This is a genomic window from Synechocystis salina LEGE 00031 (genome assembly GCF_015207985.1).
GTDB lineage: Bacteria > Cyanobacteriota > Cyanobacteriia > Cyanobacteriales > Microcystaceae > Synechocystis > Synechocystis salina.
Genome location: NZ_JADEVV010000005.1, coordinates 68,895 through 94,797 on the forward strand (window position 1 = coordinate 68,895; position 25,903 = coordinate 94,797).

The 25,903-nt window shown below is 46.2% G+C and carries 24 protein-coding genes; 14 read left to right on the forward strand and 10 right to left on the reverse strand.

Annotated elements, in window-relative coordinates:
• Positions 1-56 precede the first annotated feature (56 nt).
• Positions 57-275 (reverse strand): hypothetical protein, encoded by a 219-nt coding sequence (locus tag IQ217_RS02745; protein WP_190597719.1) that lies wholly within the window; start codon positions 273-275, stop codon positions 57-59.
• Between the two features lie 854 nt (positions 276-1,129).
• Here IQ217_RS02745 and IQ217_RS02750 point away from each other — a divergent pair.
• From IQ217_RS02750 to IQ217_RS02770, 5 genes are all read left to right on the forward strand, one after another.
• The gene (locus IQ217_RS02750) at positions 1,130-1,648 is read left to right on the forward strand and encodes a phycocyanin subunit beta (RefSeq protein ID WP_010871861.1); all 519 of its coding nucleotides are present in this window, start codon (positions 1,130-1,132) and stop codon (positions 1,646-1,648) included.
• A gap of 110 nt (positions 1,649-1,758) precedes the next feature.
• A complete protein-coding gene (gene cpcA, locus IQ217_RS02755) occupies positions 1,759-2,247 on the forward strand; it encodes a phycocyanin subunit alpha (RefSeq protein ID WP_010871860.1) in 489 nt (162 codons plus the stop codon).
• A 114-nt stretch (positions 2,248-2,361) separates the two neighbouring features.
• Positions 2,362-3,183, forward strand: a complete 822-nt coding sequence (locus tag IQ217_RS02760; RefSeq protein ID WP_190597718.1) for a phycobilisome linker polypeptide — start codon at positions 2,362-2,364, stop codon at positions 3,181-3,183.
• 45 nt (positions 3,184-3,228) lie between these two features.
• On the forward strand, positions 3,229-4,104 hold the full coding sequence (locus IQ217_RS02765; protein ID WP_190597717.1) for a phycobilisome rod-core linker polypeptide: 876 nt from the start codon (positions 3,229-3,231) through the stop codon (positions 4,102-4,104).
• Positions 4,105-4,252: 148 nt separating this feature from the next.
• Entirely contained in the window at positions 4,253-4,504 is a 252-nt protein-coding gene (locus IQ217_RS02770; RefSeq protein WP_190597716.1) for a phycobilisome linker polypeptide, read from the forward strand.
• A gap of 225 nt (positions 4,505-4,729) precedes the next feature.
• Here IQ217_RS02770 and serS read toward each other — a convergent pair whose 3' ends face one another.
• From serS to IQ217_RS02785, 3 genes are all read right to left on the reverse strand, one after another.
• A complete protein-coding gene (gene serS, locus IQ217_RS02775) occupies positions 4,730-6,022 on the reverse strand; it encodes a serine--tRNA ligase (RefSeq protein ID WP_194018838.1) in 1,293 nt (430 codons plus the stop codon).
• A gap of 90 nt (positions 6,023-6,112) precedes the next feature.
• Positions 6,113-6,862, reverse strand: a complete 750-nt coding sequence (locus tag IQ217_RS02780) for a DUF1995 family protein (protein ID WP_194018839.1) — start codon at positions 6,860-6,862, stop codon at positions 6,113-6,115.
• A gap of 33 nt (positions 6,863-6,895) precedes the next feature.
• The gene (locus tag IQ217_RS02785) at positions 6,896-7,159 is read right to left on the reverse strand and encodes a TIGR02450 family Trp-rich protein (RefSeq protein WP_190597713.1); all 264 of its coding nucleotides are present in this window, start codon (positions 7,157-7,159) and stop codon (positions 6,896-6,898) included.
• Positions 7,160-7,301: 142 nt separating this feature from the next.
• On the opposite strand from IQ217_RS02785, the gene IQ217_RS02790 reads away from it, so the two are divergent.
• The 4 genes from IQ217_RS02790 to IQ217_RS02805 all read left to right on the forward strand — a co-directional run bounded on the left by IQ217_RS02790 (position 7,302) and on the right by IQ217_RS02805 (position 14,865).
• Positions 7,302-8,882 carry a polysaccharide biosynthesis/export family protein gene (locus IQ217_RS02790; protein WP_228024064.1) on the forward strand — a complete coding sequence of 527 codons (1,581 nt, stop codon included), beginning with the start codon at positions 7,302-7,304 and terminating at the stop codon, positions 8,880-8,882.
• An 88-nt stretch (positions 8,883-8,970) separates the two neighbouring features.
• Positions 8,971-12,318, forward strand: a complete 3,348-nt coding sequence (locus tag IQ217_RS02795; protein ID WP_194018840.1) for a DEAD/DEAH box helicase — start codon at positions 8,971-8,973, stop codon at positions 12,316-12,318.
• 177 nt (positions 12,319-12,495) lie between these two features.
• Positions 12,496-14,139, forward strand: coding sequence for a BRCT domain-containing protein (locus tag IQ217_RS02800; protein ID WP_194018841.1), 1,644 nt, complete (start codon positions 12,496-12,498; stop codon positions 14,137-14,139).
• Positions 14,140-14,436: 297 nt separating this feature from the next.
• Positions 14,437-14,865 (forward strand): (2Fe-2S) ferredoxin domain-containing protein, encoded by a 429-nt coding sequence (locus IQ217_RS02805; RefSeq protein ID WP_194018842.1) that lies wholly within the window; start codon positions 14,437-14,439, stop codon positions 14,863-14,865.
• Positions 14,866-14,994: 129 nt separating this feature from the next.
• On the opposite strand, the gene IQ217_RS02810 is transcribed toward IQ217_RS02805, so the two are convergent.
• On the reverse strand, positions 14,995-15,849 hold the full coding sequence (locus IQ217_RS02810; protein WP_190597709.1) for a DUF1350 family protein: 855 nt from the start codon (positions 15,847-15,849) through the stop codon (positions 14,995-14,997).
• A gap of 163 nt (positions 15,850-16,012) precedes the next feature.
• On the opposite strand from IQ217_RS02810, the gene IQ217_RS02815 reads away from it, so the two are divergent.
• The 4 genes from IQ217_RS02815 to IQ217_RS02830 all read left to right on the forward strand — a co-directional run bounded on the left by IQ217_RS02815 (position 16,013) and on the right by IQ217_RS02830 (position 21,451).
• Positions 16,013-17,173, forward strand: a complete 1,161-nt coding sequence (locus IQ217_RS02815; protein WP_194018843.1) for a SpoIID/LytB domain-containing protein — start codon at positions 16,013-16,015, stop codon at positions 17,171-17,173.
• A gap of 12 nt (positions 17,174-17,185) precedes the next feature.
• Positions 17,186-17,824, forward strand: coding sequence for an alpha/beta hydrolase (locus tag IQ217_RS02820; protein WP_194018844.1), 639 nt, complete (start codon positions 17,186-17,188; stop codon positions 17,822-17,824).
• A 9-nt stretch (positions 17,825-17,833) separates the two neighbouring features.
• On the forward strand, positions 17,834-18,784 hold the full coding sequence (gene cofG, locus IQ217_RS02825; protein ID WP_194018860.1) for a 7,8-didemethyl-8-hydroxy-5-deazariboflavin synthase subunit CofG: 951 nt from the start codon (positions 17,834-17,836) through the stop codon (positions 18,782-18,784).
• 189 nt (positions 18,785-18,973) lie between these two features.
• Positions 18,974-21,451, forward strand: coding sequence for a plasma-membrane proton-efflux P-type ATPase (locus tag IQ217_RS02830; RefSeq protein ID WP_194018845.1), 2,478 nt, complete (start codon positions 18,974-18,976; stop codon positions 21,449-21,451).
• A gap of 48 nt (positions 21,452-21,499) precedes the next feature.
• On the opposite strand, the gene IQ217_RS02835 is transcribed toward IQ217_RS02830, so the two are convergent.
• The 3 genes from IQ217_RS02835 to IQ217_RS02845 form a co-directional block, all read right to left on the reverse strand.
• Positions 21,500-21,640 (reverse strand): hypothetical protein, encoded by a 141-nt coding sequence (locus IQ217_RS02835; RefSeq protein ID WP_194018846.1) that lies wholly within the window; start codon positions 21,638-21,640, stop codon positions 21,500-21,502.
• Positions 21,630-22,856 carry a Fic family protein gene (locus IQ217_RS02840; protein ID WP_228025670.1) on the reverse strand — a complete coding sequence of 409 codons (1,227 nt, stop codon included), beginning with the start codon at positions 22,854-22,856 and terminating at the stop codon, positions 21,630-21,632. The genes IQ217_RS02835 and IQ217_RS02840 overlap by 11 nt, the downstream gene beginning before the upstream one ends.
• Before the next feature lie 104 nt (positions 22,857-22,960).
• Positions 22,961-24,037: a glycosyl transferase gene (locus IQ217_RS02845; protein ID WP_194018847.1), complete on the reverse strand. Its 1,077-nt coding sequence runs from the start codon at positions 24,035-24,037 to the stop codon at positions 22,961-22,963.
• Between the two features lie 103 nt (positions 24,038-24,140).
• Between IQ217_RS02845 and IQ217_RS02850 the strand changes: the two genes are divergently transcribed.
• Positions 24,141-24,794: a TetR/AcrR family transcriptional regulator gene (locus IQ217_RS02850; RefSeq protein WP_199309616.1), complete on the forward strand. Its 654-nt coding sequence runs from the start codon at positions 24,141-24,143 to the stop codon at positions 24,792-24,794.
• A gap of 125 nt (positions 24,795-24,919) precedes the next feature.
• Here the strand turns inward: IQ217_RS02850 and IQ217_RS02855 are convergent, their stop codons facing one another.
• Both IQ217_RS02855 and IQ217_RS02860 read right to left on the reverse strand, forming a co-directional pair.
• A complete protein-coding gene (locus IQ217_RS02855; RefSeq protein ID WP_194018849.1) occupies positions 24,920-25,432 on the reverse strand; it encodes a GNAT family N-acetyltransferase in 513 nt (170 codons plus the stop codon).
• A gap of 35 nt (positions 25,433-25,467) precedes the next feature.
• Positions 25,468-25,893, reverse strand: a complete 426-nt coding sequence (locus IQ217_RS02860) for a salt stress protein, Slr1339 family (protein WP_194018850.1) — start codon at positions 25,891-25,893, stop codon at positions 25,468-25,470.
• Between the last annotated feature and the right edge of the window lie 10 nt (positions 25,894-25,903).

Below are 25,903 nucleotides of genomic sequence, written 5' to 3' on the forward strand. Positions count from 1 at the left end.
TTGAGCAGTAAAGTGGAAAAAAAGGGAGTTCTCTACCCAGGCAGGCCCATCACTCATCAACCACGCTTTTGTTTGACCTGCCCCATCGATAGGCGGCGGACATAGGTTATTCTTCCCATACGGCTGGCCACAGAGCGAACAATTTCGGCCCTAGTTTCCTGGTCAACCGTCAGCTTATTCGGTACAGAATTTAATGATTTTTCCAGGTCGGCAATTTTACGCTTGAGGGCAAGATCACCGGGCAGACTAAAACAATCAGCAGTACAATCAAACATGATTAAAAAAAGACTTGAATGTCACTAACTACATCCAGTCTTTGTCATGACCAGTCTTTCCACCAGAGAAACTATCACATTGGCCAAGTGATTTAGGTCACAGACAAACCCCAGGGTCGTTACTTATATTCAATTATTCAATGCCATAGGATAATTTGCTCTGGCGATCGGACTGGCAATTCCTCCAAGCCCCAGAAAAAATAGAGTTATAGCCGCGGTGGAGTTATTTAACCCATCAGCAAGGCAAATCAAACACTGCCCCTACTTCATTGTAAAATAAACTTAACAAAACTATCCCCACCCACAGAAGCCAGTAATTGGGTATCAAGACGAGGAGAAAAGAAACAAAAAAATAAAGCAGACCCTGATTCCATAGAAAGCTATCTTCTTTGCCTCGGCGGAAACTAAAAACGAGAAAAGTTCGCACCGAACATCAATCATAGAATTTTAGCCCTAGAACATAAGCTGAACAGAAATTGTTGTCCTCTCTCCGCATCCAGGACAAACTGAGAATCGCCTGCAACATTACTTAACAAAAAAGCAGGAATAAAATTAACAAGACGTAACAGACAGAAGTCCCATCAGCGTTGTATAAAGTTAACTGTGGGATCGCAAAAGCATTCAAGCCTAGGCGTTGAGCTGTTTGAGCATCCCGGTGGCCCTATCGCTGCCTCCGTGTTCCTCCCTGGATTTATTTAGGTAATATCTCTCATAAATCCCCGGGTGGTTAACGAAAGTTCATGGAGATCAGTAACAATAACTCCAGGGTCATTACTTTGGACTCCCTCAGTTTATCCGGGGGAATTGTGTTTAAGAAAATCCCAACTCATAAAGTCAAGTAGGAGATTAATTCAATGTTCGACGTATTCACTCGGGTTGTTTCCCAAGCTGATGCTCGCGGCGAGTACCTCTCTGGTTCTCAGTTAGATGCTTTGAGCGCTACCGTTGCTGAAGGCAACAAACGGATTGATTCTGTTAATCGCATCACCGGTAATGCTTCCGCTATCGTTTCCAACGCTGCTCGTGCCTTGTTCGCCGAACAGCCCCAATTAATCCAACCCGGTGGAAACGCCTACACCAGCCGTCGTATGGCTGCTTGTTTGCGTGACATGGAAATCATCCTCCGCTATGTTACCTACGCAACCTTCACTGGCGACGCTTCCGTTCTAGAAGATCGTTGCTTGAACGGTCTTCGTGAAACCTATGTTGCCCTGGGTGTTCCCGGTGCTTCCGTAGCTGCTGGCGTTCAAAAAATGAAAGAAGCTGCTTTGGATATCGTTAACGATCCCAATGGCATCACCCGTGGTGATTGCAGTGCCATCGTTGCTGAAATCGCTGGTTACTTCGACCGTGCTGCCGCTGCCGTAGCCTAGTTTGGTTATTTTAAAAACCAACTTTACTCAGGTTCCATACCCGAGAAAATCCAGCTTAAAGCTGACATATCTAGGAAAATTTTCACATTCTAACGGGAGATACCAGAACAATGAAAACCCCTTTAACTGAAGCCGTTTCCACCGCTGACTCTCAAGGTCGCTTTCTGAGCAGCACCGAATTGCAAATTGCTTTCGGTCGTCTACGTCAAGCCAACGCTGGTTTGCAAGCCGCCAAAGCTTTGACCGACAATGCTCAGAGCTTGGTAAATGGTGCTGCCCAAGCCGTTTACAACAAATTCCCTTATACCACCCAAACCCAAGGCAACAACTTTGCTGCGGATCAACGGGGTAAAGACAAGTGTGCCCGGGACATCGGCTACTACCTCCGCATCGTTACCTACTGCTTAGTTGCTGGTGGTACCGGTCCTTTGGATGAGTACTTGATCGCCGGTATTGATGAAATCAACCGGACCTTTGACCTCTCCCCCAGCTGGTATGTTGAAGCTCTGAAGTATATCAAAGCTAACCATGGCTTGAGTGGTGATGCCCGTGACGAAGCCAATTCCTACCTCGATTACGCCATCAATGCTCTAAGCTAGTCAGTTTTTAATTCTAGCTGGCCTGGAAGGGTGGGGAAGTGTTAACAACTGGTTGACAATATTCCGCTTTTCCAGGTCTTGTCGTATTTATTGACACTTATCTAGGAGAATAAAATGACTAGTTTAGTTTCGGCCCAGCGCCTGGGCATTGTGGCAGTGGACGAGGCTGTTCCCCTCGAACTTCGTTCCCGTAGTACAGAAGAACAAATAGATGCCGTTATCCTGGCGGTTTACCGTCAAGTTTTGGGCAACGACCATCTCATGTCCCAAGAACGGCTGACCAGCGCAGAATCTTTGCTCCGGGGCAGGGAAATTTCGGTCAGGGATTTTGTGCGGGCTGTGGCTCTGTCGGAAGTGTACCGGCAGAAATTTTTCCATTCCAACCCACAAACCCGTTTTATCGAGCTTAATTATAAGCATTTATTGGGACGGGCTCCCTATGATCAGTCGGAGATTGCTTTCCACACTGATCTCTATCACCAGGGAGGCTATGAGGCGGAGATCAATTCCTATATTGACTCCCTGGAATACACGGAAAGCTTTGGAGATTGGGTTGTTCCCTATTTCCGTGGTTTTGCTACCCAACGCAACCAAAAAACCGTTGGTTTTAGCCGTTCTTTCCAGGTGTATCGGGGCTACGCCACTAGTGATCGTTCCCAGGGGAATGGTTCCCGGTCTCGATTGACGCGGGAGTTGGCTCGCAATACGGCTTCTCCGGTTTATTCCGGTTCCGCGGCCGAGAGTTTGCGGGGAACTTCGGCGGGCAGTCGCAACCAAATGTATCGTTTGCAGGTGATTCAAGGGGCGGCCCCTGGTCGTGGTACCCGAGTGCGCCGTGGTAAAGCTGAGTATCTAGTTTCCTACGATAATTTGTCTGCCAAATTGCAACAAATTAATCGCCAAGGAGATACGGTCACAATGATTTCCCTTGCCTAGAATCAGGATTTTTTGTCAACCTAGTTAGTAAAAGGAGATTATTTAGTGGCAATTACAACCGCAGCCTCCAGATTGGGGGTGGCTCCCTATAACGAGTCCCGCCCTGTGGAGTTACGCCCTGACTTTAGCCTTGATGATGCCAAAATGGTGATTCGGGCTGTGTATCGTCAGGTTTTAGGCAACGATTACATCATGGATTCCGAGCGCCTCAAGGGTGCCGAGTCTCTTTTAACCAATGGCTCCATCAGTGTGCGGGAATTTGTCCGTACCGTGGCCAAGTCCGAACTTTATAAGAAGAAATTCCTTTATAACAACTTCCAAACCCGGGTCATCGAACTCAACTACAAACATCTGTTGGGCCGTGCTCCTTTCAGTGAAGATGAGGTGATTTTCCATCTCGATCTCTATGAAAACCAGGGTTTCGATGCGGATATCGATTCTTACATTGATTCGGTCGAATACCAAGAAAACTTTGGGGAAAATATTGTTCCCTATTATCGTTTTAATAATCAGGTAGGCGATCGCACTGTGGGCTTCACCCGCATGTTCCGTCTCTACCGTGGTTATGCCAACAGTGACCGCTCCCAGTTAGAGCGCACCTCTACCCGTTTAGCGACGGAGTTGGGGCAAAATACTGTTTCGGCGATCGTGGGACCCAGTGGCAGTAATGCTGGTTGGGCCTACCGTCCTTCTCGGGCGGGCAATACCCCGGCAAAAGCGTTGGGCGGTACTGTTCCCTTTGGTCAAGCAAGCAGACTGTTCCGGGTGGAAATTACGGCCATTTCTGCGCCTGGTTATCCCAAAGTGCGTCGTAGCAATAAGGCAGTGATTGTTCCCTTTGAACAACTCAACCAAACATTACAACAAATTAATCGTTTGGGGGGTAAGGTTGCTAGTATTACCCCAGCTAGCTTGAGCTAGATTTTTGTTTAGTTCAGGAGGAGAAGTGGCTTGACTTTATTTTCCCTCTGGGGAGTAACTTGGGGTCGCTTCTCTTTTTTTATTTTTGTAGATGATTTTGCAAACTAGCAAATTAAAAATTTAGTGTTTAGGAGTTTTTAGAATCGCCATGTTAGGTCAATCTTCTTTGGTGGGTTATTCCAATACCCAAGCAGCTAACCGTGTCTTTGTCTATGAAATTAGTGGACTCCGCCAGACCGATGCCAGTGAAAACATCAACCATGATATTCGTCGCAGTGGCAGTGTGTTTATTAAAGTTCCCTATGCCCGTATGAATGAGGAAATGCGCCGCATTTCTCGTTTGGGGGGAACAATTGTTAACATCCGCCCCTATCAAGCCGATAGCAACGAAGACAACTAGGTTATTTTGTTAACTGCGATTTGGGCTGGGTATGAAATATTTTACTTAGTCAAAAGCTCTAACTAACAATGACTAATCTGTTTTTCTGATTGAACTCCAAACTAAAATAGCCTTCAGGTCAGTCCATTTATTTCATTATTAATGAAAATTTGTCAGCGGTGGTTTATCAATAGGTAGTCCACCGCTTTTATTTTGGCAAAGAATAATTAGAATGCAGCGATGGAGTCAAAGATAATCTCGTTTGAGGAAATCCTGTAGGACGACGGGAACCTTAACTTGGCCGGTGCTGGGTTCGTAATAATTTTCCAAAATTGCCGCCATGGTGCGCCCGATCGCCAAACCAGAACCGTTGAGGGTATGAACAAATTGGGTGCCTTTTTTGCCTTTTTCTTTGTAGCGAATGTTGGCTCGGCGAGCTTGGAAATCATGGAAGTTGGAGCAACTAGAAATTTCCCGGTAGGTGTTGGCTGATGACAACCAAACTTCTAAGTCGTAGCATTTAGCTGCCCCAAAACCTAGGTCACCCGTGCATAGTTCTACTACTCGGTAGGGTAATTCTAAAGCTTGGAGAATGGCTTCTGCGTCGGCCACTAGGATCTGATGCTCGACAGCGGACTCCTCTGGTTTAACTAATTTGACTAATTCGACTTTGTTGAATTGATGGAGACGAATAAGCCCCTTAGTGTCTCGACCATAGCTCCCAGCTTCCCGCCGAAAACAAGGGGTATAAGCACAATGTTTGATGGGCAGTTGTTCCAGGTCTAAAATTTCATCTCGATAAAGGTTGGTCACCGGTACTTCGGCGGTGGGAATGAGCCAGAGGTCATCTTCCCGGCATTGAAAACTTTCTTCGGCAAACTTGGGCAATTGCCCCGTTCCCAGCAGAGAGTCGCTGTTAACTAAAATGGGGGGCATAATTTCCTGGTAGCCCACCCCGATGTGCCTTTCGAGCATGAAGTTAATCAAGGCCCGCTCCAAGGCGGCCCCGGCTTTCATGAGAGAAATAAAACGACTCTGGGCTACCTTGACTCCCCGCTCACTGTCAATAATGCCTAATTTTTCGCCAATTTCCCAATGGGGTAAAATACCTTCTTTTTCTGCTCTTAGATACTGATCTCCCCAACGTTTTACCTCAACGTTATCGGTTTCGTTAGCCCCTATGGGGGTGGTTTCACAGGGTAAGTTTGGTAGTTCCAGTAACAGCTTTTGCAACTGCTCTTTGAGGTCTTTTTCCTGCGGTTCCAAATCCGCTAATTGAACTTTGAGATTATTGCCTTCTTCCCGCAAAGTTTGAATCTCTGTGCCCTTGGGATCAGCTCCTTGGCCAATTTTTTGCCCAATTAATTTGCCAATTTCATTACTACGACTTTGGAGCAGGGTTCGTTCACTTTCCTTGGCTTTCTGTTCAGTGGCGATCGCCAAAATGGGTTGGAGATCATAATCAGTGCCGCTTCCCCGTTGATTGAGACGATTTTGGACAGCGGTGGGATTTTCACGAATTTGCTTAAGGTCTAACACGAACGAACTCTACTTAAAATTCTGAATTTTTTGAACCATTAACGGCCAACCCCATACAGTTTAAAACGTCGGGGCGGACTTCTAACCGGACTATTGACTGAGGGCTTTGAGAAAACGATTCAGATTGGCCATGATGCCCCCCCGTTTAGGACTGGGGCCCGTACTTTCCGAGCCGGGCTCCTGGGGATTGTTACTTTCCATTAGTAGGCGCTCCAAAGCTTCTCCTACCGGTTTTTCGGGTAATTCTGTTAAAAGTTCGTACTCTTCTCCCTTTTCCAGCAATACCTGCCATGGAGAAGGGTGGGAGCGCAACACGATTGCCCCTTCCAGGGGACGGAAATAGTAGGCACTGAAGAGGGTGCTTAAAAACCGTTGCCGCAGTTGTCGGGCTGCATAGCCAATGCCAACAATGGAAACATCTTCAAGTTGGGGAATGAGCAAAATCACCGGGCGATCGCCGGCCAATTCGCAAAGTTTTTCCACGCTCTGAACTTCCACCGCAGAGGGGGACACCACCAAAAATACCTGGTCAGATTCAGCAATTTTGCGGTCGATGGGGGTGTAACGACTGCCTAAATCGCCGATCTGGAAAGAAACTTCGCCCCAGTCCCGTTTGGCTAGGGCTGCCGCCCCGGTGTCGGGAAAAATGATCCGTAGCCCCAATCCTTGGTCGGCAAACAATTGGCTAAATTCCAAGGCAATGGCCTGGGCTTGGAGGGCAATTTCCGGCACTGATAATTCCACCTGGATGCGGCGGTAACCGTCATCTAGGGCCCTTTGGGTGGCGGCGATCGCCTCGGTGATGGCCTCGTCAATGGTGGAGGGAACGGGGAGGGACATGGTTAGGGGCGGTGATGGTTAGTGACTCGCAGGCTATTTTAGCGTTATCTGATCTTCCCCATCCTTTTCCATGGCTTGGAGAGGTTGCCAGCCCGATCGCCAGAGCAGATCATCTTTAAGTTGTTGGGCATTAAGCCAAAAGCGGACTTTGGGATCACAACTAGCCACCATTTCCGCAAAAACCCACCGACCTTCCTGCCGGCGATTGGCCACCTGGAAGTGTCGCCAGCCCCAGGTTTTTTGTTGAGCTGTCCATTTGGAACCGAGGAGATGGGGAAATTTTTGCTTGCGGGCCATGGGGAAAGTCAACGAAAAGCTGGAGGACAATTTTCACGGTGGTTTCCCCAACATATAATATGTACCTACGATATGCCCAGGCCATTGGGCTAATCCACCCCAAATGGAAACTAAAAAGGCAATAATTGTTTCTTGTAGTGGGATGAAAAACTTACTTTTGACTGCTTTGGAATTTTCTCCATTGGTGAATGCGATGCTTCCCTTGAATGTGCTTAATCCCAGTCAATCTTTACCCTCGAAGTTAGGCGGCGCAGCATTATTAATTGCCGCGGCCTGGGCGGGTTTGGGGACCCCGGAAGCATTGGCCCAAATTGGTAGTCCTGCCCCTGGTCAGTTACAGCAATTTACGTCCCAAAATACTCCTTCAGTGCTGCCTCCAGAGAGTGAATATACCCTCGGCCCGGGCGATCGCCTTAGGGTGGACGTTTTTCAGGTACAAGAATTATCGGGGGAATATCAGGTTCTGGTTGACGGCACAATAGGTTTTCCCCTTATTGGTACGGTCAGGGTGGCCGATCTCACCATCCCAGAGCTGAATCAACTTTTGGCTAATCAGTATGCCAGATATATTCGCCGTCCCCTAGTTACGGCCATTCTCACCAGCCCCCGTCCCCTCAACATTACCCTTTCTGGTGAAGTCAATTCCCCTGGGGCTTATGCCTTGGCGATCGAAGGCGGACAGAAATTTCCCACCCTCACCCAGGTCATTCAACAGGCCGGTGGTCTCACTCCCGTATCAGATATCAGTCGAGTACAACTGCGTCGACAAAAGGGTAACTACCAAGAAAACTACAGCATTAACCTGTGGGAACTGCTACGGGAAGGCAACTCCCGTCAAAATGTAACCCTGCGGGACGGGGATATTGTGGTTATTCCCAGCAAAACTGCCACAGATCCCAGGGAAGTCCGACAATTAGCCGACGCAAATTTTGGTATTCGTTTTGAACAGGAAATTAACGTAGCGGTGATTGGGGAAATTTTTCGTCCTGGTTCCTATAAACTCTCCCCTGCCATTCGAGCCTCTAGTATCACCGAAGTGAGTGGTGACAACACCAACACCAATAGAAACACAACGGGTAGCCGTGCCAACGTAGAAAATACACAACCAGTGCGTTTGACCCAGGCAATTCAGGAAGCTGGAGGTATTAAATCCCAAGCTGACATCCGTAACGTGGAAGTGCGGCGGGAAAATCGGGATGGAAATTTTGAGTTAATTGTGGTTAATCTCTGGGAACTGTTGGACGAAGGTAACCTAGATAAGGACGTTATTCTCCAAAATGGCGATGTCATTACTGTTCCCCAAGCTAAGGAACTATCGCCAAATGAATTTGAGGCGATCGCCACCGCTAATTTTTCGCCCCGGTCTATCACGGTCAATGTTGTGGGAGAAGTTCGTCGGGGAGGGGCTATTCAACTCCAACCTAATTCCACTTTGAACCAAGCAATCCTAGCAGCCGGCTCTTTTGATCCGGTGAGAGCTGATAAGGCCAGTGTTGATTTAATCCGTTTAAACCCCGATGGTACAGTTACGAGGCTTAATATTGCTCCAGATTTTAGTCTCAACATCAGTTCGGATAGAAATCCCACTCTGAGAAATAATGACGTGGTTTTAGTTAATACCAGTGGTTTAACCCAAGCAACTGATACGCTCAGAGAATTGTTTAGCCCCATTGGTGCACTTCTAGGAGGAGGAATTCCTAGTCTCATCAATATTCTCAATTGATAACTTAATGTAAGTATCTTGGCAATTTTTCTTGTAATCTTCTGTTTTGCAAAGATGCTTGAGACTCATTAAGTCCGGAAATTATGCTATGAATGAAAATGACAGAATTACAGAAATATGCCAAGGATTACATGCAATTGGTCGTTCGAGAGTAATCTTGCAGGATGACTTTTTCACGATTTCGACATTTTTTTATCAGTCGGTCAAAGCATTGACTGATTCAGAAAATATAGTCTTTAAAAATTTTTATGCCAGGTTTAGATATTGTCTTAGTAATCTAAATTTAGATGGGCAGGATGTCAGTAATCTTGATGCTTTTCGCCGCTTTATCCGCAGGGGGTTTTCTGAGAAAGTCAATCAAATGGCAATTGAACAGGGAATTTTATTACTCCAAAGAGTGTGTTTAGCGGCGGTCAAAAATTCTGAATTGCTAGAATTTACTATTGACAATAATCAATATAACAATCAATATTTCACAACCCTTTCCCAAGCAAGGCGATCGCCCCGGATAAAATACCTAAAACTTTTATACACTGGGCATCATCAGAGTAAATCCCGACGAGCCTTCCGTCTCTATGGCTTTAGCTTAGATAATCTGCAAACAAGCATTACCCTAGAGTGTGATTGGTTTAATGCTCCCCACTTATTTTATTTAACAGATTTATTAAAGGAAGATACGTTAATTGCTTGCCATAATTTAGTACCAGTAGCCGAAAACAAATACCAAGCTAATTCAGAATCATTAATCGTCATTGAGCCAGACTTTTTGGTGGATGCCAGCGCCATCAGCGAATGTTTTGGCAACAAAAATACGAGTAGCGATATTTTTTGGCTCAATAAATTAGTAGGAGAACTGGCTGGAGCTCCAGCTTTTAAGGGGACTATTGTTGGTTACTACCTAGATGAACTGGTCAGAAATGAACAGATTGATATTGCTAAAATTTTTGCAGATTATAAGAAATCAGATGCTTTAAGGTGTGCCTATCTTGGGGAAATAGAAATGGTCGATATTCAAACATCCATCACCCAAGAACATCTGCCTAATATTGCTAGTTTAGTCAAGAAATTACATCAAGAAAATCTTAGTATTTGGATTGAGCCAACTTTTTTTTCACAGCATTATGGTTTGCAAGGACGATTAGATTTATTAACTATCAATCCAAAGGGCTCTAAAGATATTATTGAGCTTAAAAGTGGTGGCGCTCCCTATCCAGGCAGAGAATGGAAAAATCATAAAATGCAAGTGGTGGCATATAACATGATGCTGGAAAGCACCTATGGTAATTATTTAGGAAATAAGGAAATATTTTATTCAAAATCAGACCAACCCCGTAGAAATATTGTCAGTGAATCCCAAGAAAAAAATGAATTGATTAAAGTCAGAAATGAAATAGTTAGTAAAATTTACCAACTAGCCAAGGGCGATTTTACCAGCTTAGATAAACTTAAAACTAATGGGGCGGGAGAGTTACCAGAGTATAATCAACGACGTTTAAACCGTTTTCAACAAGGCTATCAACCGGGTAGATTAACCACAAATTATTATCAACAATTAATTTCCTTTACTCTCAGGGAATTAATTAACAACAAAACATCAGATTATCAACAGTCTGAATTGGAGGATAAGCATCAATCGTCCACAGGATTTGCTAGTTTGTGGTTGGACGATTTTAATACCAAGCAAAGTAACTATCAACTACTTTATGATCTTAGAGTAATGGAAGTTGACAAACGGAAGAGCTATCTTTCTCTGGTACTGACCCAGTCCGATATAGCCCATTCATTTCGAGCCGGTGATATGGTAATTATTTACCCTAAAATAAACGGGGAGTATGAACCTTTGAAGCAGCATATTTTTAAAGGTTCCATTAAAATCATCAACCAAGAACAGATTGTAGTTTCTTTATTTAATAAACAAACTGATTATTCGTTTATTGAAAAATATGACTTTTGGGCTTTAGAGCCAGATATTTTTGAGCGTAACTATTGGAGTAGCATAGCTTGCCTCTTAGAAGTGTTAGCCTGCTCCATGGAGAAAAAACAACTGCTTTTAGGGCACTTGGAACCGCAAATATTATCGATAAATTATCAAGAAAACGATTTTTTAACTAGTAATCAAAATCAAATTATTTGCCAAGCCCTCGAAGCTAAACATTATTATTTACTCCAAGGTCCACCAGGCACAGGAAAAACCAGCATATTTTTGGTCAACTACGTGCAAAATTTACTCAAGTTAGACAAGAAAAATATATTCATCTTGGCTTTTACCAACAAAGCCGTAGAACAAATATGTAAGGCCCTTAAAAACCCACGCCATGAGGAGCCCATAGATTACCTCCGTTTAGGCAATAAAACCATAGTTGATGAAAATTTAGTCGCTAAGAAATTAACTGGTAACAATGCGGATCAATGGCGGAAATTTCTGCAGGAAAGTCGGATTTTTGTTGCCACTGTTTCAACTTTTAAAGATAAGTATTTATTACTCAGGGAATTTGTTGGTGAATTTGACCAGCTAATCGTTGATGAAGCTTCCCAACTAACAGAGGCTGATGTGGCAGGGATAGTGGCACTGTTCAACAAGTTTGTGCTGATTGGCGATCAAAAGCAATTGCCAGCAGTTATTACACAAGGTGATAGGGATTGCCTAGTTAAAACAAAAGAATTCTTACGTTACAACATACATTTTACAGATTTAAGAATGTCTTTGTTTGAAAGATTAATTACCAATGCCAAAAATAAAAAATGGGGTCATTGCTACGGTCAGTTAACTGAACATTACCGTATGCATAGAGATATTGCTTTGTTAATCGCCCATCATTACGATCGCCAGTTGGTGGAGCAACGGGGGCAACAGAGGGAAATGGAGCCGGACTATGGAGTTCATGGAAATTACTTATTAAAAGAATTAAGTAAAAGCAGAACCGTTTTTGTGGAAACGCCATCCGAAATCGGTCTGCAACGGAAAAACACTAACGAAGCTATTATTGCGGCGGAAATTGTTAAAACTTACTGGGAAAATAATCTTTTTTCTGCGGCAGAAATTGGTATTATTGCCCCTTTTCGAGCTCAGGTGGCAGAAATCAATCAACAGTTGGAAAGAATTTTCGGTAATGCTGATTTACCAATTGTTGTTGATACAGTGGAGCGATTTCAGGGGGATGAACGGGAATTAATTATTTTTTCTACTACCATTTCCTGGTCCAAACAAGTAAAAAATATCCAAAGCATTGCTGACCACGATCGCCAAAATACAGACCGTAAATTATTAGTCAGTATTTCCCGTGCTAAAAGCAAACTAATTATTTTAGGCAACTCATCCCAGTTGCAATTTGCCCCCGCCTATAGGGAACTAATTAAACACATTGAACAAACTAACGGACTGATTGATCTGGCAGTAGGAAGGGAAATAATAACCTGCTCTGGCTCAAATCCCTAGCATAGGGACGAAGTTGGGTAAGTTCAGGCCAGGGCCCCCTTTTGACGGCACCTCGATTAAGTTTTGCGACTATTTCTCCCCATCCCTCCATAAAAGGTTCCCAAACTTGCTATAAGAGGATCTAGAGTCCAGTCCAGTGACGATTGGCATTGATGTTCTTGATCGAGGAGACGGTGGATGACCCCATTGGAATTGAGCTACCCCTTAAGCGGATTGGTTTTGGCCCTAGGCAGTGGCATATATGTCTGGAATAGTCGTCGTGCCCTGGAAAAAAAATTGGCCCAGTCCCAACCTGCCGATCAACCGTCAACCATAACCGCCAGCTCCCCAACTCCGGCGATCGCCAAGGAAGTCAGCTCTAACCATGACGATGGCGAGGAATCTCCGGAGGCCATCATCCATACCAAGGGGAAACTGCGTCGCCTGGAGAAGGATTTACAGTCCATCCAGAACAGCTTACAAAACGCCCTGGCTGAAAGGGATCAGTTGACAGAAAACTACCAAGCCCAGGAGAAAATGGTGGCCGCTCTGCAACATCAGCTGGCCCAGTACGATGACATCCAGACCGAAAAATTGGTGGGCCTGCAAAAGATCAATCAGGAATTGCTCCAGGAAAATACCAACCTGTCCGATCGCCTCAAGCAAGCGGTCAATGAAGTGGCGGAAACCCGTCCTAAATTGGTGCAGTTGCAGTCCCTAGTGACCAGAAATCAACAGTTGAGCGACCAACTCACCCATGTAGAACAAAATCAGGCCAAGGCGATCGACCAACGCCTAGCCTCCCAGGAAAAGCTCTGGCAACAAAAACATCAAGAAGAGCAAGCTCACTGGAACAGTCGAGTTTCCCAGTGGGAGCAGCAGGTGTGGCAACTGACCACTGCACGGGATCAGGCTCAACAGGAATTGCAGACTGCAAGGCAACAAAGCCAACACTTCCAGAGCCAGGTGGAAAATTTACAAGCCGACCTTGATCGCCTCAGTCAACAGGAAGAGCAATGGCAAGGGGAACGGAGTCAACTCACCGTTAAACTACATCAACTGGAAGAAGCGCAAAAAGAACTAGCCCTAGCCAATGCCGAATTAAAAGTCAAACTGGAAACCACCCAGGCCGAAGGCGATCGCCTTAAAGCGGATAAAAAAGAACAGGCTAACGCCCTGCAATCTGCCCAGGGGGAAGTGACCCAACTGCAAGAGGAATTGGCCACCTTGAAAGAGGCCATAGCCAAAACCCAGTCCCTGACTCCGGAAGTGCCTGCTAAAGCTAAAGTCGCCGCAACTAACCCCGCTCCGGTAAAACCGGCCGAGCCCCCCACCTCAGTGGCCGTTGCAGTTGAGCAAGAATCAGCCAAACCGGCCAAGGCTGAAAAAGTTGACCCTACCCCCGCTAAAACTGCGGCAAAATCCGAACCCCAGCCCGCCAAAGTTGCTAAAGCGACCGTGTCCCAGCCATCTGAATCAAAAACAAAGTCTAATTCAGAGTCAGAGTCTGTAGAAAAAGCCCCGGTTAAAGTGGAAAAAACTCCGGTAGAGGCACCCCAGGAAGAATCGAAATCAGAGCCGACCCCAGCGGAAATTGACCAGAACGGAGTCCATCCCCTGGCCGAGAAAAAAGTTGTCATCCTCGGTACCCTCAACGCCATGAACCGGGAGGAAGCTAAAACTAGACTCCAAAATGTGGGGGCTGAATGCACTGGCACTCCCAGTGGTAAAACCGATTATGTGGTGGTAGGCAAGGCCCCCGGCGCGAAACTAAAAAAAGCTCAGAAGCTCGGCATTGCCCAATTGTCGGAAGCGCAATTCTTGGAACTGTTGGGCGAATAGGGCAAAGTTCATAGGTGGCCTTGGATTACCCAGTAAATTCCCCAAACATGGTCGATTAAACCTGTTACCTCCCCTAGTCGCTCTAATGGATCTTTGGGAGGTGTGGGGCCACTCGCAAAAAAATCTCAGAGTACAAACCAAATGACCGCTAAACCCAATAGGGTCAATAGCATCATTAAATGGTTCATCCAGTCATCAAAGTTCCAATCTTTAAACATAATAATTTGGGGGGGTAAGGCCATTGAGCTTAATTCCCTCCAACTATACGGTGATTATTCAGTTTTGGCCCCCATTTCCATGGACAAGTCCGCTTCCATAACCTCCCCAGAAACCATCGTTGATAGTTGTCAACGCCTCGGCATCGATCGCATTCAACGGCACCTGTTTCTTTGCTGTGACCAGACCAAACCGAAATGCTGTAGCAAAGAAGATAGCCTCGCCACCTGGGATTATTTGAAAAAACGCCTACCGGAATTGGGGCTGGATTGCGCCCAGGCCAGTCAAACAGGGCATATTTTCCGCACCAAGGCGAACTGCCTAAGGGTTTGCCAACAGGGGCCGATTTTGCTGGTGTATCCCGATGGGGTTTGGTATCGCAATGTTACCCCCACCGTGATGGAAAAAATTCTCCAAGAGCATATTGTGCAAGGTCATCCGGTGGAAGAATACCGTTTTTTCACCCATGCACTTCCGGTTTCTGAAGACAACGATGGGACTGGCCATTGAGCTTGGGGACTGGGCTATGCTGACCTTTCACTTTGGCACCCCTAGGACATAGCCCGACCAGGAAGAATTATTGGATATTGCAGTCTAAGTGCTAACTGAAGGAGACTAGGAACTTTCGAGCATCATCTGTCAGTTACTAGAATTGTCAAAATGACTATAAAAACGAGCCGGTTCTAGCCAACGGAGAATTTCCTTTTGCAGTCGCCTTAAATCCTGGGAAAGGGAATTTTTTAACCATTGCCCCACCGCATCCAGGGGGGAAAATTCTTGACCCGTTTCCCATTGAATGTCTTGCCCTAAAGGGGTCAGGTGGTTACCTGGAAGGGGACAATAGGCCACTAGGTCGGCGGTTTGCTGATTTAAAATCGGCCGGAGCCCCAGGGTTTGGTCAATGTCATCGTTGGAAAATTTGATTAATAAATTCCGTCGCACCCGGTAGCTTTCCGCAATTAAAAGGTTAGTTTCCTCCGGCGATGGGGTAAATTCAAAGTTTAAATCCACCTGGAGATTGAACTGTCTCAGTTGTTTTTGCACCCCGGTGAGGAATTTATCTAGTTGCAGTTGGGCTAATTGCTCCCCAAAGGGAATGGCCTGTTTAACCGGATAGTTATTAAATGCAACGAGGATATTACCGGCCCGTTCCACTTCATACAAACTGCCAATGAGCAAATGGAGCTTACAACCCAGGCTATGGCCTAAGCCGTACACCGGCAATAAACCATTGGTGATTTCCCCCTGTTTTCGCAGTCTTTCCAAAATAATTTCAAAACGATTCAGCACACTGCGGGCGATCGCCTGGTGGTCGAAGGTGTTGAGAAAAGGGGTGGCCACCACCACATAACCAGCTTTGCCCAGTTCCGTTAATAGCCAACGATAGGCCACATTGGGGGCAGTACCCACAAAAGCTCCCCCGAGAAAATGCACCACGGCGATCGGTTGGGGTGGCACTAGAACCCAACTGCCGGAAATTTCACGCCATTCCATCGAAGTCTATTTCCTCTACAAAAAACTTGCCCAGTGGATAACCACCGTTATTTTAACGATCTTTCCCCCTTTGGTCGGCACTGTAACTGGCTTGGCAAAATCCCCGGCAACAGCTACCTTGGTTAGGATTGACCGGTAGATTGTGCTGTGAGGAAAATTTGTCATGGAATTGACGACAAAAACAGGGGGTTCCCTGCCGACAAACTTACGGGCTCTCCTCCCCTGGTTACAACTAATTGGTAAATCTAGTTTTTTCGGTTTAATTATTTCCCTGGCTTGGACTTTATCCGCCCAGGCGATGGAATTACGGGTTGCCATTAATAAAGGGGTGAGTAATGTCAGAGTGGGCAGTTCCACCCCGGCCCTGGTGAAAAATGGTGGGGGGGCCACCATTGGTCGCTTGGATTCCCTCGTCCCCGCCAATGCCACTGCCTCTGGTCGCAACATTAACCTAGCTGGCATGCAAGCTTCCCAAATCACCATTGAACCCAGCGGTGACGGCCGCATTTGGATCGGCGATCGTTGGTATCGGGGTAAGGTGCGTTTAATCCGCCAAGGCAATGGGGTAAGTGCCGTTAATCTGGTGGATATTGAGGAGTATTTGTACAGCGTGGTGGGTTCCGAAGCCATTCCATCCTGGCCTCTGGAAGCCTTAAAGGCCCAAGCCGTGGCCGCCCGTACCTACGCCATTTACCAAACCAGCAAAGATAGTAACCGTTACTATGACCTGGACACCACCACAGCCACCCAGGTGTATAAGGGGGTCAATAATGAATATGTCAGCACCGTGGAGGCCGTAGAAGCCACCCAGGGCCAGGTGATGACCTACAATGGCAAAGTAATTTTGGCTGCGTTCCATGCCGCTTCTGGGGGCCATACGGAAAACGTTGAGGATGTGTGGATGTCGCCCCTGCCCTATCTACGGGGGGTAGTGGACTACGACCAAGGTTCACCGGTGTTTAGTTGGAACCAGACTTTTAGTAACCGTGATTTGAGTCGTCACATTGGCGGCATCGGCACTATCACCGGCCTGACTCCCCTAAAAGTTACCCCCAGGGGTCGCATCGCTTCCATCCAAGTCAATGGTACCGGGGGGCGCAAAACGTTAACGGGCAATGCCATTCGTCAGGCTTTGAAACTCCGGAGCACCCTGTTCACAGTGTCAAAAAATGGGGATAATTTCACTATCACCGGCCGTGGTTCTGGCCATGGCATCGGTTTGAGTCAGTGGGGAGCCTACGGCTTAGCCCAAAAAGGCACCCCCTACCAACAAATTTTGTCCCATTATTACCAGTCCGCTAGTTTGACCCAGTTAAATCGCTAGGACTGTCCTGCCATGGCTTTAGATTTTTCAGCCCATCCCGCAGCGGATCTCTCGGCGATCGCCTATCCTGACCGAGGAAGTTCGCCGTCGGAGTCTGACCGTTTGTTGGTGATGCTCCATGGTTGGGGGGCCGATGCCAGGGATTTGGCAGATTTAGCCCCCATGTTGGACTTGCCGAATTATCAGTGGCGCTTTGTCAATGCCCCCTTTGCCCATCCCCAAATTCCCGGCGGGCGGGCTTGGTATGATCTGGAAAATCAAAGTTTTGCAGGACTAGCCCAGGCAAAGCAGAGTTTAAGGGCTTATTTGTTGAGTTTAGAGGCAGAAACGGGTATTCCCCTAGCTAGAACCGTGTTGGGGGGCTTTTCCCAAGGAGGAGCCATGGCCCTGGATGTGGGTTTGACCTTACCCCTGGCAAAGATTTTCTCCCTGAGTGGTTATCTCCATTTCCAACCTGAAACTCAACCCTCCCTCACTGCCCCCATTTTGCTCATCCATGGCAGTGCCGACCTAGTGGTACCAGTGGCCATGGCTCAGCAGACTAGGGCCGAACTAGAACGGATTGGAGCGGCAGTGGAATACCAAGAGTTTCCCATGGGCCATGAAATTCCGCCAATGGTGTTGGCTCGGTTGAAAGCTTTTTTGAGTTGAAAGTTGAACTTGCTCACCATCACCTACAGTCCCGCCCATACCCTGGTGCCCACCTACGAGTGCTTTAACCGCTGTAGCTACTGTAATTTTCGGCGGGAGCCAGGGGAAGATAGCTGGTTAACCATGGCAGCGGCTCAACAAAAACTCCAACAGTTGGCCGGTCTGGGGGTGAGGGAAATTTTAATCCTAGCCGGGGAAGTGCATCCCCAATCCTCCCGCAGACAAGCTTGGTTTGAACTTATTTATAACCTGGGCAAAATAGCTCTGGATTTGGGTTTTTACCCCCACACCAATGCAGGGCCCCTCAGTCGGTCAGAAATGGCTCGTTTAAAGGAAGTTAATTTTTCCCTGGGGTTAATGCTGGAACAGATTTCTCCCCGCCTATTAACTACAGTTCATCGCCAAGCGCCGAGTAAAGACCCCCAACTCAGGCTAGAACAGTTACAGCTAGCGGGGGAATTGGCCATTCCTTTTACCACTGGACTGTTATTGGGTATTGGGGAAACTGACCAGGAAGTGGCCGACAGTTTAATGGCGATCGCCAAGGTGCAGCGACGATATGGCCATATTCAAGAAGTGATTTTGCAGCCCCACAGCCCTGGGCAAAGACAAACGGATGGTATTCCCGCCTATGGCAGCCAAAAATTGGTGGAAGTGGTGACCCTAGCGAGGGAAATTCTACCCGCAGAAATTACTTTGCAAATTCCGCCTAATTTAGTGGCAAATTTTAGTGCTCTACTAGCTTGTTTAGCCGCTGGGGTCAGGGATTTAGGCGGCATTGTTCCCATTGATGAAGTTAATCCTGATTATCATCACCGATCAGTGGAGCAACTAAGCCAGTTGCTAAAAGAGAATAGTTATAATCTTGAACCACGATTTCCAGTCTATCCCGCTTATTTCAATTGGCTAGATCCCTCTCTACAAAGATGTTTGCCCGACTCAGTGGCAGCCAAGGGCTAAAAATAAATGTTTGCTAATTATTAGCATTGTTAGCGATCACAGCAGAGAAACAATACCCATTTAGGCTCAAAATTCCCATTTAAATATCTTCACAAACAGTTATCAAAATTAACTTTTCTATTAATTTTTCCCAGTCATAATCGTCAATAATAGGTTCATAGTAATTCGGTCTTTGACCTTAAACGAGCTATGACTAATTCCCCGGCGCAGACTAAGTCTCCTTCCCCCGAAGAGATTTTAAGTAAATTGAATACATCCTCCCAGGGATTAAGTACCGCCGAAGCCCAGAATCGTCTCTCTCAATACGGTTACAATGAATTAGCCGAGAAAAAAGTTAGTAATTTAGAATTGCTGTTGTCCTACTTTTGGGGCCCCATGCCCTGGATGATTGAGGCGGCGATCGTTCTCTGTGCCTTGGTGGGGGACTGGGTAGATTTTTTCATTATCTTTGCCTTGTTAATTGGCAACGCCATGATAGGTTTTGTGGAAGAGAAATCAGCAGGGGATGCGGTTTCAGCCCTCAAGGCCCAGTTGGCCCTCAATGCCAATGCCAAGCGAGACAATAGGTGGCAAACCATACCGGCGCGGGAATTGGTGCCTGGAGACATTGTCCGCATTAAAATTGGTGACGTTTTACCGGCGGATCTTGAACTCTTAAATTGTGATAAGGTCTCCATCGACCAAGCGGCCCTCACGGGGGAATCTCTGCCGGTGACTCGTTCAGCCGGGGAAGAAGTTTATTCCGGATCAATTCTGAAGCGGGGTCAGGCAGAGGCAGTGGTCAGCGCCACGGGGGTAAATACATTTTTTGGTAAAACCGCTAAGTTGGTGGCGGAGGCGGAAAATACGGATCATTTACAGGAAGCGGTCCTCAAGCTTTCCGATTATTTAATTATTGTTAATCTCTTCTTGGTGGCGGCCATTCTAGTGGTGCGGGTCCACGAAGGGGATAATTTTATTCGGGTTTTGAAGTTTTGTTTGGTGCTGACGGTGGCTTCCATTCCCCTGGCGACCCCAACGGTGCTAGCGGTAACCATGGCCATTGGCTCCCAACTGTTGGCGGCTAAGAATGCCCTGGTTACCCGTCTGTCGGCGATCGATGAGTTGGCGGGGGTGGATATGCTTTGTTCCGACAAAACCGGCACCCTCACCCTCAACCAACTGAGTTTGGGAGATCCCTATCTGTCGGAGGGGGTGGATAATCAACAACTTTTGCTAGCGGGGGCTTTGGCTTCTAGTCGGGAAGATAATGATCCCATTGATTTGACTATCATCAACGGCTTAGCTAATCAGGATATTCTCCACGATTTTACCGTTGGCCATTTCATTCCCTTTGACCCGGTGAGTAAACGCACCGAAGCAGAAGTAACTGATGGGGAGGGTCGCACATTTAAAACCAGCAAGGGAGCCCCCCAAGTCATCCTTGATTTAGATGCCAGGAATCAGGCCTTTGCCGGGGTGGTTAATCAGGAGATTTTAGCTTTGGCCAAACGGGGCTATCGAGCTTTGGGGGTGGCCCGCACCGATGACCAGGGAGAATGGCAATTTCTGGGCATTATTTCCCTATTTGACCCGCCCCGGCCAGATTCCCAAATAACCATAGAAAATGCTAAACGTTTGGGCATTCCCCTCAAGATGATTACGGGGGATCAGGTGGCGATCGCCAAGGAAACCTGTCATCAGTTGGGGTTAGGGCAAAATGTATTGAATGCTGAACTGTTTCGCCAGACCCCGGCCAGTCAATTGAGCCAACTGGGGGCGCAGATCGAAGAGGCCGACGGCTTTGCCCAGGTGTTTCCTGAGGATAAATTTCACATTGTGGAAACCTTACAAAAACGGGGTTTCATCGTGGCCATGACGGGGGATGGGGTCAATGATGCTCCTGCCTTAAAACAGGCCAGTGCTGGTATTGCCGTTTCTGGGGCTACGGATGCCGCCCGGGCCGCCGCCGATATTGTCCTGCTGACACCGGGTTTGTCGGTGATTATTGACGCCATTGAACTGAGCCGCCAAATTTTCCTGCGGATGAATAGTTATTGCATCTATCGGGTGGTGGAAACTGTACGGATTTTGATTTTTATCACCATGGCAATTTTTGTCTATGGAACCTATCCGGTGACAGTGATTATGTTGGTGTTGCTGGCCCTAATTAATGACGGCTCCATGGTAACCATCGCCTATGACAACACAAAAATCCCTAAAACTCCCCAGCGCTGGAATATGCCCTACATCATTAGTCTCGCTACGGCGATCGGATTGGTGGGGGTGGTGGAGACCTTTTTGCTTTATTACTACACCGAAAAATATCTGGGACTTCCCCATGAAATGGTGCAAACCCTCATTTATCTCCATCTAGCGGTGGGGGGCATGATGACCATTTATGTGACCCGAGTACGGGGCCCTTTCTGGTCCATTCCCCCGGCCCCCAAGATGTTGATGGCCACAGGATTATCCGTTGCCATTTCCACCCTTATGGCCTGTTTTGGTATTCTTATGACCCCCATCGGTTTGATGTGGACCCTAGCCAGTTGGGGCTATGCTTTCCTTTGGTTTTTAATCTTTGACTGGGTGAAATTATGGCTTTATCGTCTGCTAGATTCTAAACAGGTGGTAATTTTAGGTTCCCGTTATCTCAAACGTTGGCAAGGGTTAAAAAACCGTTCCTAAGCATGGTTTACCAAAATCCCCTGACCTTTTCCGAGTTGGGGGGCAAACTCAACTAATTTGGGCAACAATTTTTTCCGCAATCTGGCGACCCCAATGTTGCTGGCGATCGCCATGGACGATTGCAAAAGCACAGAGGCGCTTAGGGTTGTTAGGTTGCAATATATGCATTGACTCAGTACTAATCGCCATAGGCAATTTCCAAAATATTTGAGGCGAAATAGATTTTTGGACGTGCCTGAATGTCGGATTCCATAAGAACATTTGCACTCACCAAGCGTTCTATGTCTGCGCGTGCAGTGTTGTAGTGTATTCCACACATTTCCGCAAATTGAGAAATGGTAATGGCTGGTGATTCAAATAAGTGATCGATGAGACGATTAAGTCGAATATTTCCCCCTGCTTGATTTAGTAGATCCATATACTGACTACGAAGTGTAAGAAGCTTATCAAAGCGCCTGAGTGCATCCTTTGATTGTTCAATTGTTCCACGTAGACAAAAGGCAATCCAATCTTGCCAATTTCCCTTAGTACTGACTTGAAATAAGAGATCGATATATTCATCCTTATATCTATCAAAGAAAGCACTTAGATATAGCCAAGGTCTACTGAGTTTACACTGCTCATGAATCATTAGCGATAGTAAAAGCCTACCTACTCGACCATTTCCATCAAGGAATGGGTGGATTGCTTCAAACTGGTAATGTACCATGAAACACAGAATTAGAGGCTCAGTATTTTTTTCTTTATGGATAAATGTTTCCAGATCATATAGGCATGGCATAACTTCATTGGGTGGAGGGGGGATGAATCGCCTATCCGAACCTATATGAACCTGAGAACGACGAAAATTACCTGGATCTCTTTGAAATCCACGAACCCCTGATAGGAGTGTCTGATGCATCTCTCGAATCAAGTTCAGACTAAGAGGTCTTAATTCTAAAAGGCGCAAGGCTAATTCTAATGCTCTGTTATAGTTCCAAACCTCCTGCCAAGAGTTTACTGGGTCGTTAACTGACTTTGGCTCTCTAGGCTCAATCTCAAACAGCAGCAGTTGTTGAGGCGTAGCATATGTCCCTTCCAAACTAGATGATCGCAATGCTTCACGCCTCTGCAATGGACGCAACAGTAAATTGTAATTTGGCATGTACCTACCAACCCCATCCAGTCTGGCTAACTCCTCTCTCGCTTGAAGCAACAAAGCCCAAATATCGGGAGAAACCGTCCACTCATCAGGTAATGGATCGGGAATAAATGCCCAATCTTTATTGTTTTCCACTGAAATCTCTAAAAGCCTACCGGGAGCGCTTTCAGTAAAGGTAGATCTGTCCATAATTGCAATATTACACCAAAAATTGAAATTGAATCGATTGAATTTTAATTTTTGGCACTTTTTTGCAATTCGCAAGTCTGAATTTCAATTTTGAGTTGCCAAGAGCTCTCTGGCTGAGGTTAACCCCAGGTTTATGGTTTAACAAAATTCCCTGACCTTTTCCGAGTTGGGGGACAAAATCAACTAATTTGGGCAACAATTTTTTCTGCTATCTGGCGATCGCCGTGTTTGTCTAACTTCTGAGTCAACCTAGGTTTTTTGGGGTTTTCCAACAAAAAATCCCATTTCCCGGCAAAAAACTGCTGGTGGGGCACAATTTGGTGCTCTCCGTAGTTCTGTAAACCTGCCAGTAAAACCTGCGCTTCCGCAAAACCATCCCTGGTGAGGGAAATAATGGGCACTTCCCATTTCAAAGCCTCGGCAAAGGTGCCAAAACCAGGCTTGGAAAATATTCGCCCACAAAGGGGCATTAGATCCACGGGGCGATAGGTTTTGTCCTTGATAATGATCAGGTTATCTAACCTAGGGGCTTGGGCGTCAAAGGTAATAAATTGATAGTCAGGAAACTTTGTTAACACTTGATAGGGAATAGCTTCTAAACCTAAACCGCCAAAGGTTAGCAAAATAGTTTTGTCTTTGGTAGTTTTAATCGCAAACTTTTCCTTCAATATTTGCTCGCTGTAGCGGGGATCTCCCCCTAGTAATCCTGTGGCAATTTTCCTGGGAAAAATTTCCATTGGTTCGGCTAAAGGTAACTGAAATAATAAATCACATTGCCGATAATCCCGTTCAATTTTTTCGATAACTTCCCCAAATTCATCGCCCCAGTCCCGATAAATAAAATTCCAACCGAAATTACTACTCATCCAACAGGGCAGATCCGCTCGATGGGCGATCGCCACTGCTAGGGCTGGAATGTCCGCCAGCACTAGATCCACCCGATTATTCCGTAAATAATTAGACTCCGTGGCCACCAGGGTATTTTCCCGGCGATAAATATTCTCTAAGGCTTGTCGGGTAGCGTTTTCATCCATTTGTAAACTGTCGGCCTGCACCACCCCCACATCAAAAGCCACGGGACGGTGGATAAAGGGTTTTTCCAGATAACATTCCAGCAACCAACGGGGGCTACGGGTGGCCATAATTACCAACACATCAGGGCAAAGTTCCTGGACCCGGCGGGCAATGCAGGCAGTCCGCACCGCATGGCCAAAACCATGGCCCGTAATTGCACAGTAGAGGGTGGGACGTTTCATGCAAAAAGGTGAGAATTATGAAGATTTCTGTTGACCAGTGGGGCGATCGAGATTTTTCCCGCACAATAACAGTAATAGCTGGGTGAGTTTAGAGGTAAAGTCCATGCAGAGCAAAAAGTATTACACCGCCCCATCAACCTTTACCAATCCGGCTGAAGCTTCCACCCATGATCGCATTTTGAAGGGAGCTTTGAAATTATTTGGCACTAAGGGCTATGAAGGTACCACCACCAAGGATTTGGCCCAGGCGGCCAATGTGGCCGAAGGGACTTTGTTCCGTTATTTCACCAACAAGAAGGCCATTTTGGTGGAAGTAGCCACCGCCGGCTGGATAGAAATTCTCACTGACCTGCTGACGGAATTAAGTGAGATGGGCAGTTACAAGGCGATCGCCCAGGTAATGAAACGGCGTATGTTCCATTTACGAGAAAATAAATATTTATTGCAGGTCTGCTTTGTGGAAGCCCAATACCACCCTGAGCTACGGGAAAAAATTCAGTCGGAAATTATCGACAAAATGACCGATGTGGCGGAGGCATTTTTCCAAACTGCCATGGACCGGGGCATTTACCGGCGGATGAATCCCAAAATTGTGGCCCAGGTTTTCTTAGGCATGTTTGCAGTGGCGGGTTTTTCGGAACAAACGGTAATTGACCCCCACGCGTCCCCCCAGGCTTTGCAGGAAATGGCGGAAGGGTTAGCTGATATTTTTCTCCATGGAGTATTGACCAAAGGCGAAAAAAATACCAGCCATTAATGCAATACAGCAATAGCTCTCTTTTATCAGTCTAGGTGTATAAAGTGAAGATACAGCTACCGTTTCTTTGGCTTTACGGGGAACTACCATCTGCCACTTCTAGCTTTCCGCTCTTGTCTTCTATTCTATCTTCCCTTTTCTGATAAAAGAGCGATATCTGGTAACTTTTTTTGCCAAAATAATGCTTTACCCATTTGGGGGTTTAGCTCGTAGCTACCAAAGCCAAACGACCTGTAAGCTGATTGGGCAACATGATTTCCTTCAAGTACTTCTAAGGTGAGTTTACAACAGCCTAAATCTAAGGCAATGGCTTCTACTTTTTGCAACATTAGTTTTGATAATCCCTTACCACGATAGGGCAAAGAAACAATAACATCATGAATATTTAGTAATGGCTTACAAGCAAAAGTAGAAAATCCTTCTAGACACACAATAAGACCAGCAGGCTGAAAATCAACAAAGGCAAGAATGACATGGGCAGAAGGTCTTTTGGCAAGTTCTACAGGCAGATTTGCTTTAACATAATCAGATAATCCTTCTCCTCCTCCCATGGGATCACGGGCATATTCATCTATCAATTGAATCATTGCTTCCGCATGGATAGTTAAATTAAGGTCTGCTTTTACAATGTCAATCATTTTTGTGATTTTAATAATACAAGACTATGTTAATTTTAGGTTGATTCGTTATTTAATAAGGCAATGGCCGCGGCTAAGGTAGATGGATAATGCTTAGCTAAATCTGCAAACCAAATTCCCTCACCGGACAGTGGGTCAAGTTGGTCTAGCCATTGTTGTGCTTTTTGAGCAATGATTGCCTGTCTTTGTTGCTCTTGGCGATCGATTAAATTTTTTAGTTCTGGATTTAAAGCTTGGGGCGATCCTTTGATTATAGTTGGGATTTGATCCGTTTTTTCAGGAAAGTAATTAATCTTAAAACCTTGCTTTAATTCATTTAAAATTTTATCTAAAGTTGGATGCTGTTGCTCTTTACTCAAGGTAGGGTCTATCGTTGGATTATTAGATATTATGTCTGGTTCTTGAATATATTTTTGGCGGAGGTCAGCCAGTATAGAGTCAATGGAATCGGAGTCGTTCATAATAAAATCT

Excerpts from the sequence above, each read along its gene's own strand:
- IQ217_RS02745 (WP_190597719.1), bottom strand. The coding sequence starts at position 275 with ATGTTTGATTGTACTGCTGATTGTTTTAGTCTGCCCGGTGATCTTGCC.
- IQ217_RS02750 (WP_010871861.1), top strand. The coding sequence starts at position 1,130 with ATGTTCGACGTATTCACTCGGGTTGTTTCCCAAGCTGATGCTCGCGGC.
- cpcA (WP_010871860.1), top strand. The coding sequence starts at position 1,759 with ATGAAAACCCCTTTAACTGAAGCCGTTTCCACCGCTGACTCTCAAGGT.
- IQ217_RS02760 (WP_190597718.1), top strand. The coding sequence starts at position 2,362 with ATGACTAGTTTAGTTTCGGCCCAGCGCCTGGGCATTGTGGCAGTGGAC.
- IQ217_RS02770 (WP_190597716.1), top strand. The coding sequence starts at position 4,253 with ATGTTAGGTCAATCTTCTTTGGTGGGTTATTCCAATACCCAAGCAGCT.
- IQ217_RS02780 (WP_194018839.1), bottom strand. The coding sequence starts at position 6,862 with ATGTCCCTCCCCGTTCCCTCCACCATTGACGAGGCCATCACCGAGGCG.
- IQ217_RS02785 (WP_190597713.1), bottom strand. The coding sequence starts at position 7,159 with ATGGCCCGCAAGCAAAAATTTCCCCATCTCCTCGGTTCCAAATGGACA.
- IQ217_RS02790 (WP_228024064.1), top strand. The coding sequence starts at position 7,302 with ATGAAAAACTTACTTTTGACTGCTTTGGAATTTTCTCCATTGGTGAAT.
- IQ217_RS02795 (WP_194018840.1), top strand. The coding sequence starts at position 8,971 with ATGAATGAAAATGACAGAATTACAGAAATATGCCAAGGATTACATGCA.
- IQ217_RS02800 (WP_194018841.1), top strand. The coding sequence starts at position 12,496 with ATGACCCCATTGGAATTGAGCTACCCCTTAAGCGGATTGGTTTTGGCC.
- IQ217_RS02805 (WP_194018842.1), top strand. The coding sequence starts at position 14,437 with ATGGACAAGTCCGCTTCCATAACCTCCCCAGAAACCATCGTTGATAGT.
- IQ217_RS02810 (WP_190597709.1), bottom strand. The coding sequence starts at position 15,849 with ATGGAATGGCGTGAAATTTCCGGCAGTTGGGTTCTAGTGCCACCCCAA.
- IQ217_RS02815 (WP_194018843.1), top strand. The coding sequence starts at position 16,013 with ATGGAATTGACGACAAAAACAGGGGGTTCCCTGCCGACAAACTTACGG.
- IQ217_RS02820 (WP_194018844.1), top strand. The coding sequence starts at position 17,186 with ATGGCTTTAGATTTTTCAGCCCATCCCGCAGCGGATCTCTCGGCGATC.
- IQ217_RS02830 (WP_194018845.1), top strand. The coding sequence starts at position 18,974 with ATGACTAATTCCCCGGCGCAGACTAAGTCTCCTTCCCCCGAAGAGATT.
- IQ217_RS02835 (WP_194018846.1), bottom strand. The coding sequence starts at position 21,640 with ATGGCGATTAGTACTGAGTCAATGCATATATTGCAACCTAACAACCCT.
- IQ217_RS02845 (WP_194018847.1), bottom strand. The coding sequence starts at position 24,037 with ATGAAACGTCCCACCCTCTACTGTGCAATTACGGGCCATGGTTTTGGC.
- IQ217_RS02850 (WP_199309616.1), top strand. The coding sequence starts at position 24,141 with ATGCAGAGCAAAAAGTATTACACCGCCCCATCAACCTTTACCAATCCG.
- IQ217_RS02855 (WP_194018849.1), bottom strand. The coding sequence starts at position 25,432 with ATGATTGACATTGTAAAAGCAGACCTTAATTTAACTATCCATGCGGAA.
- IQ217_RS02860 (WP_194018850.1), bottom strand. The coding sequence starts at position 25,893 with ATGAACGACTCCGATTCCATTGACTCTATACTGGCTGACCTCCGCCAA.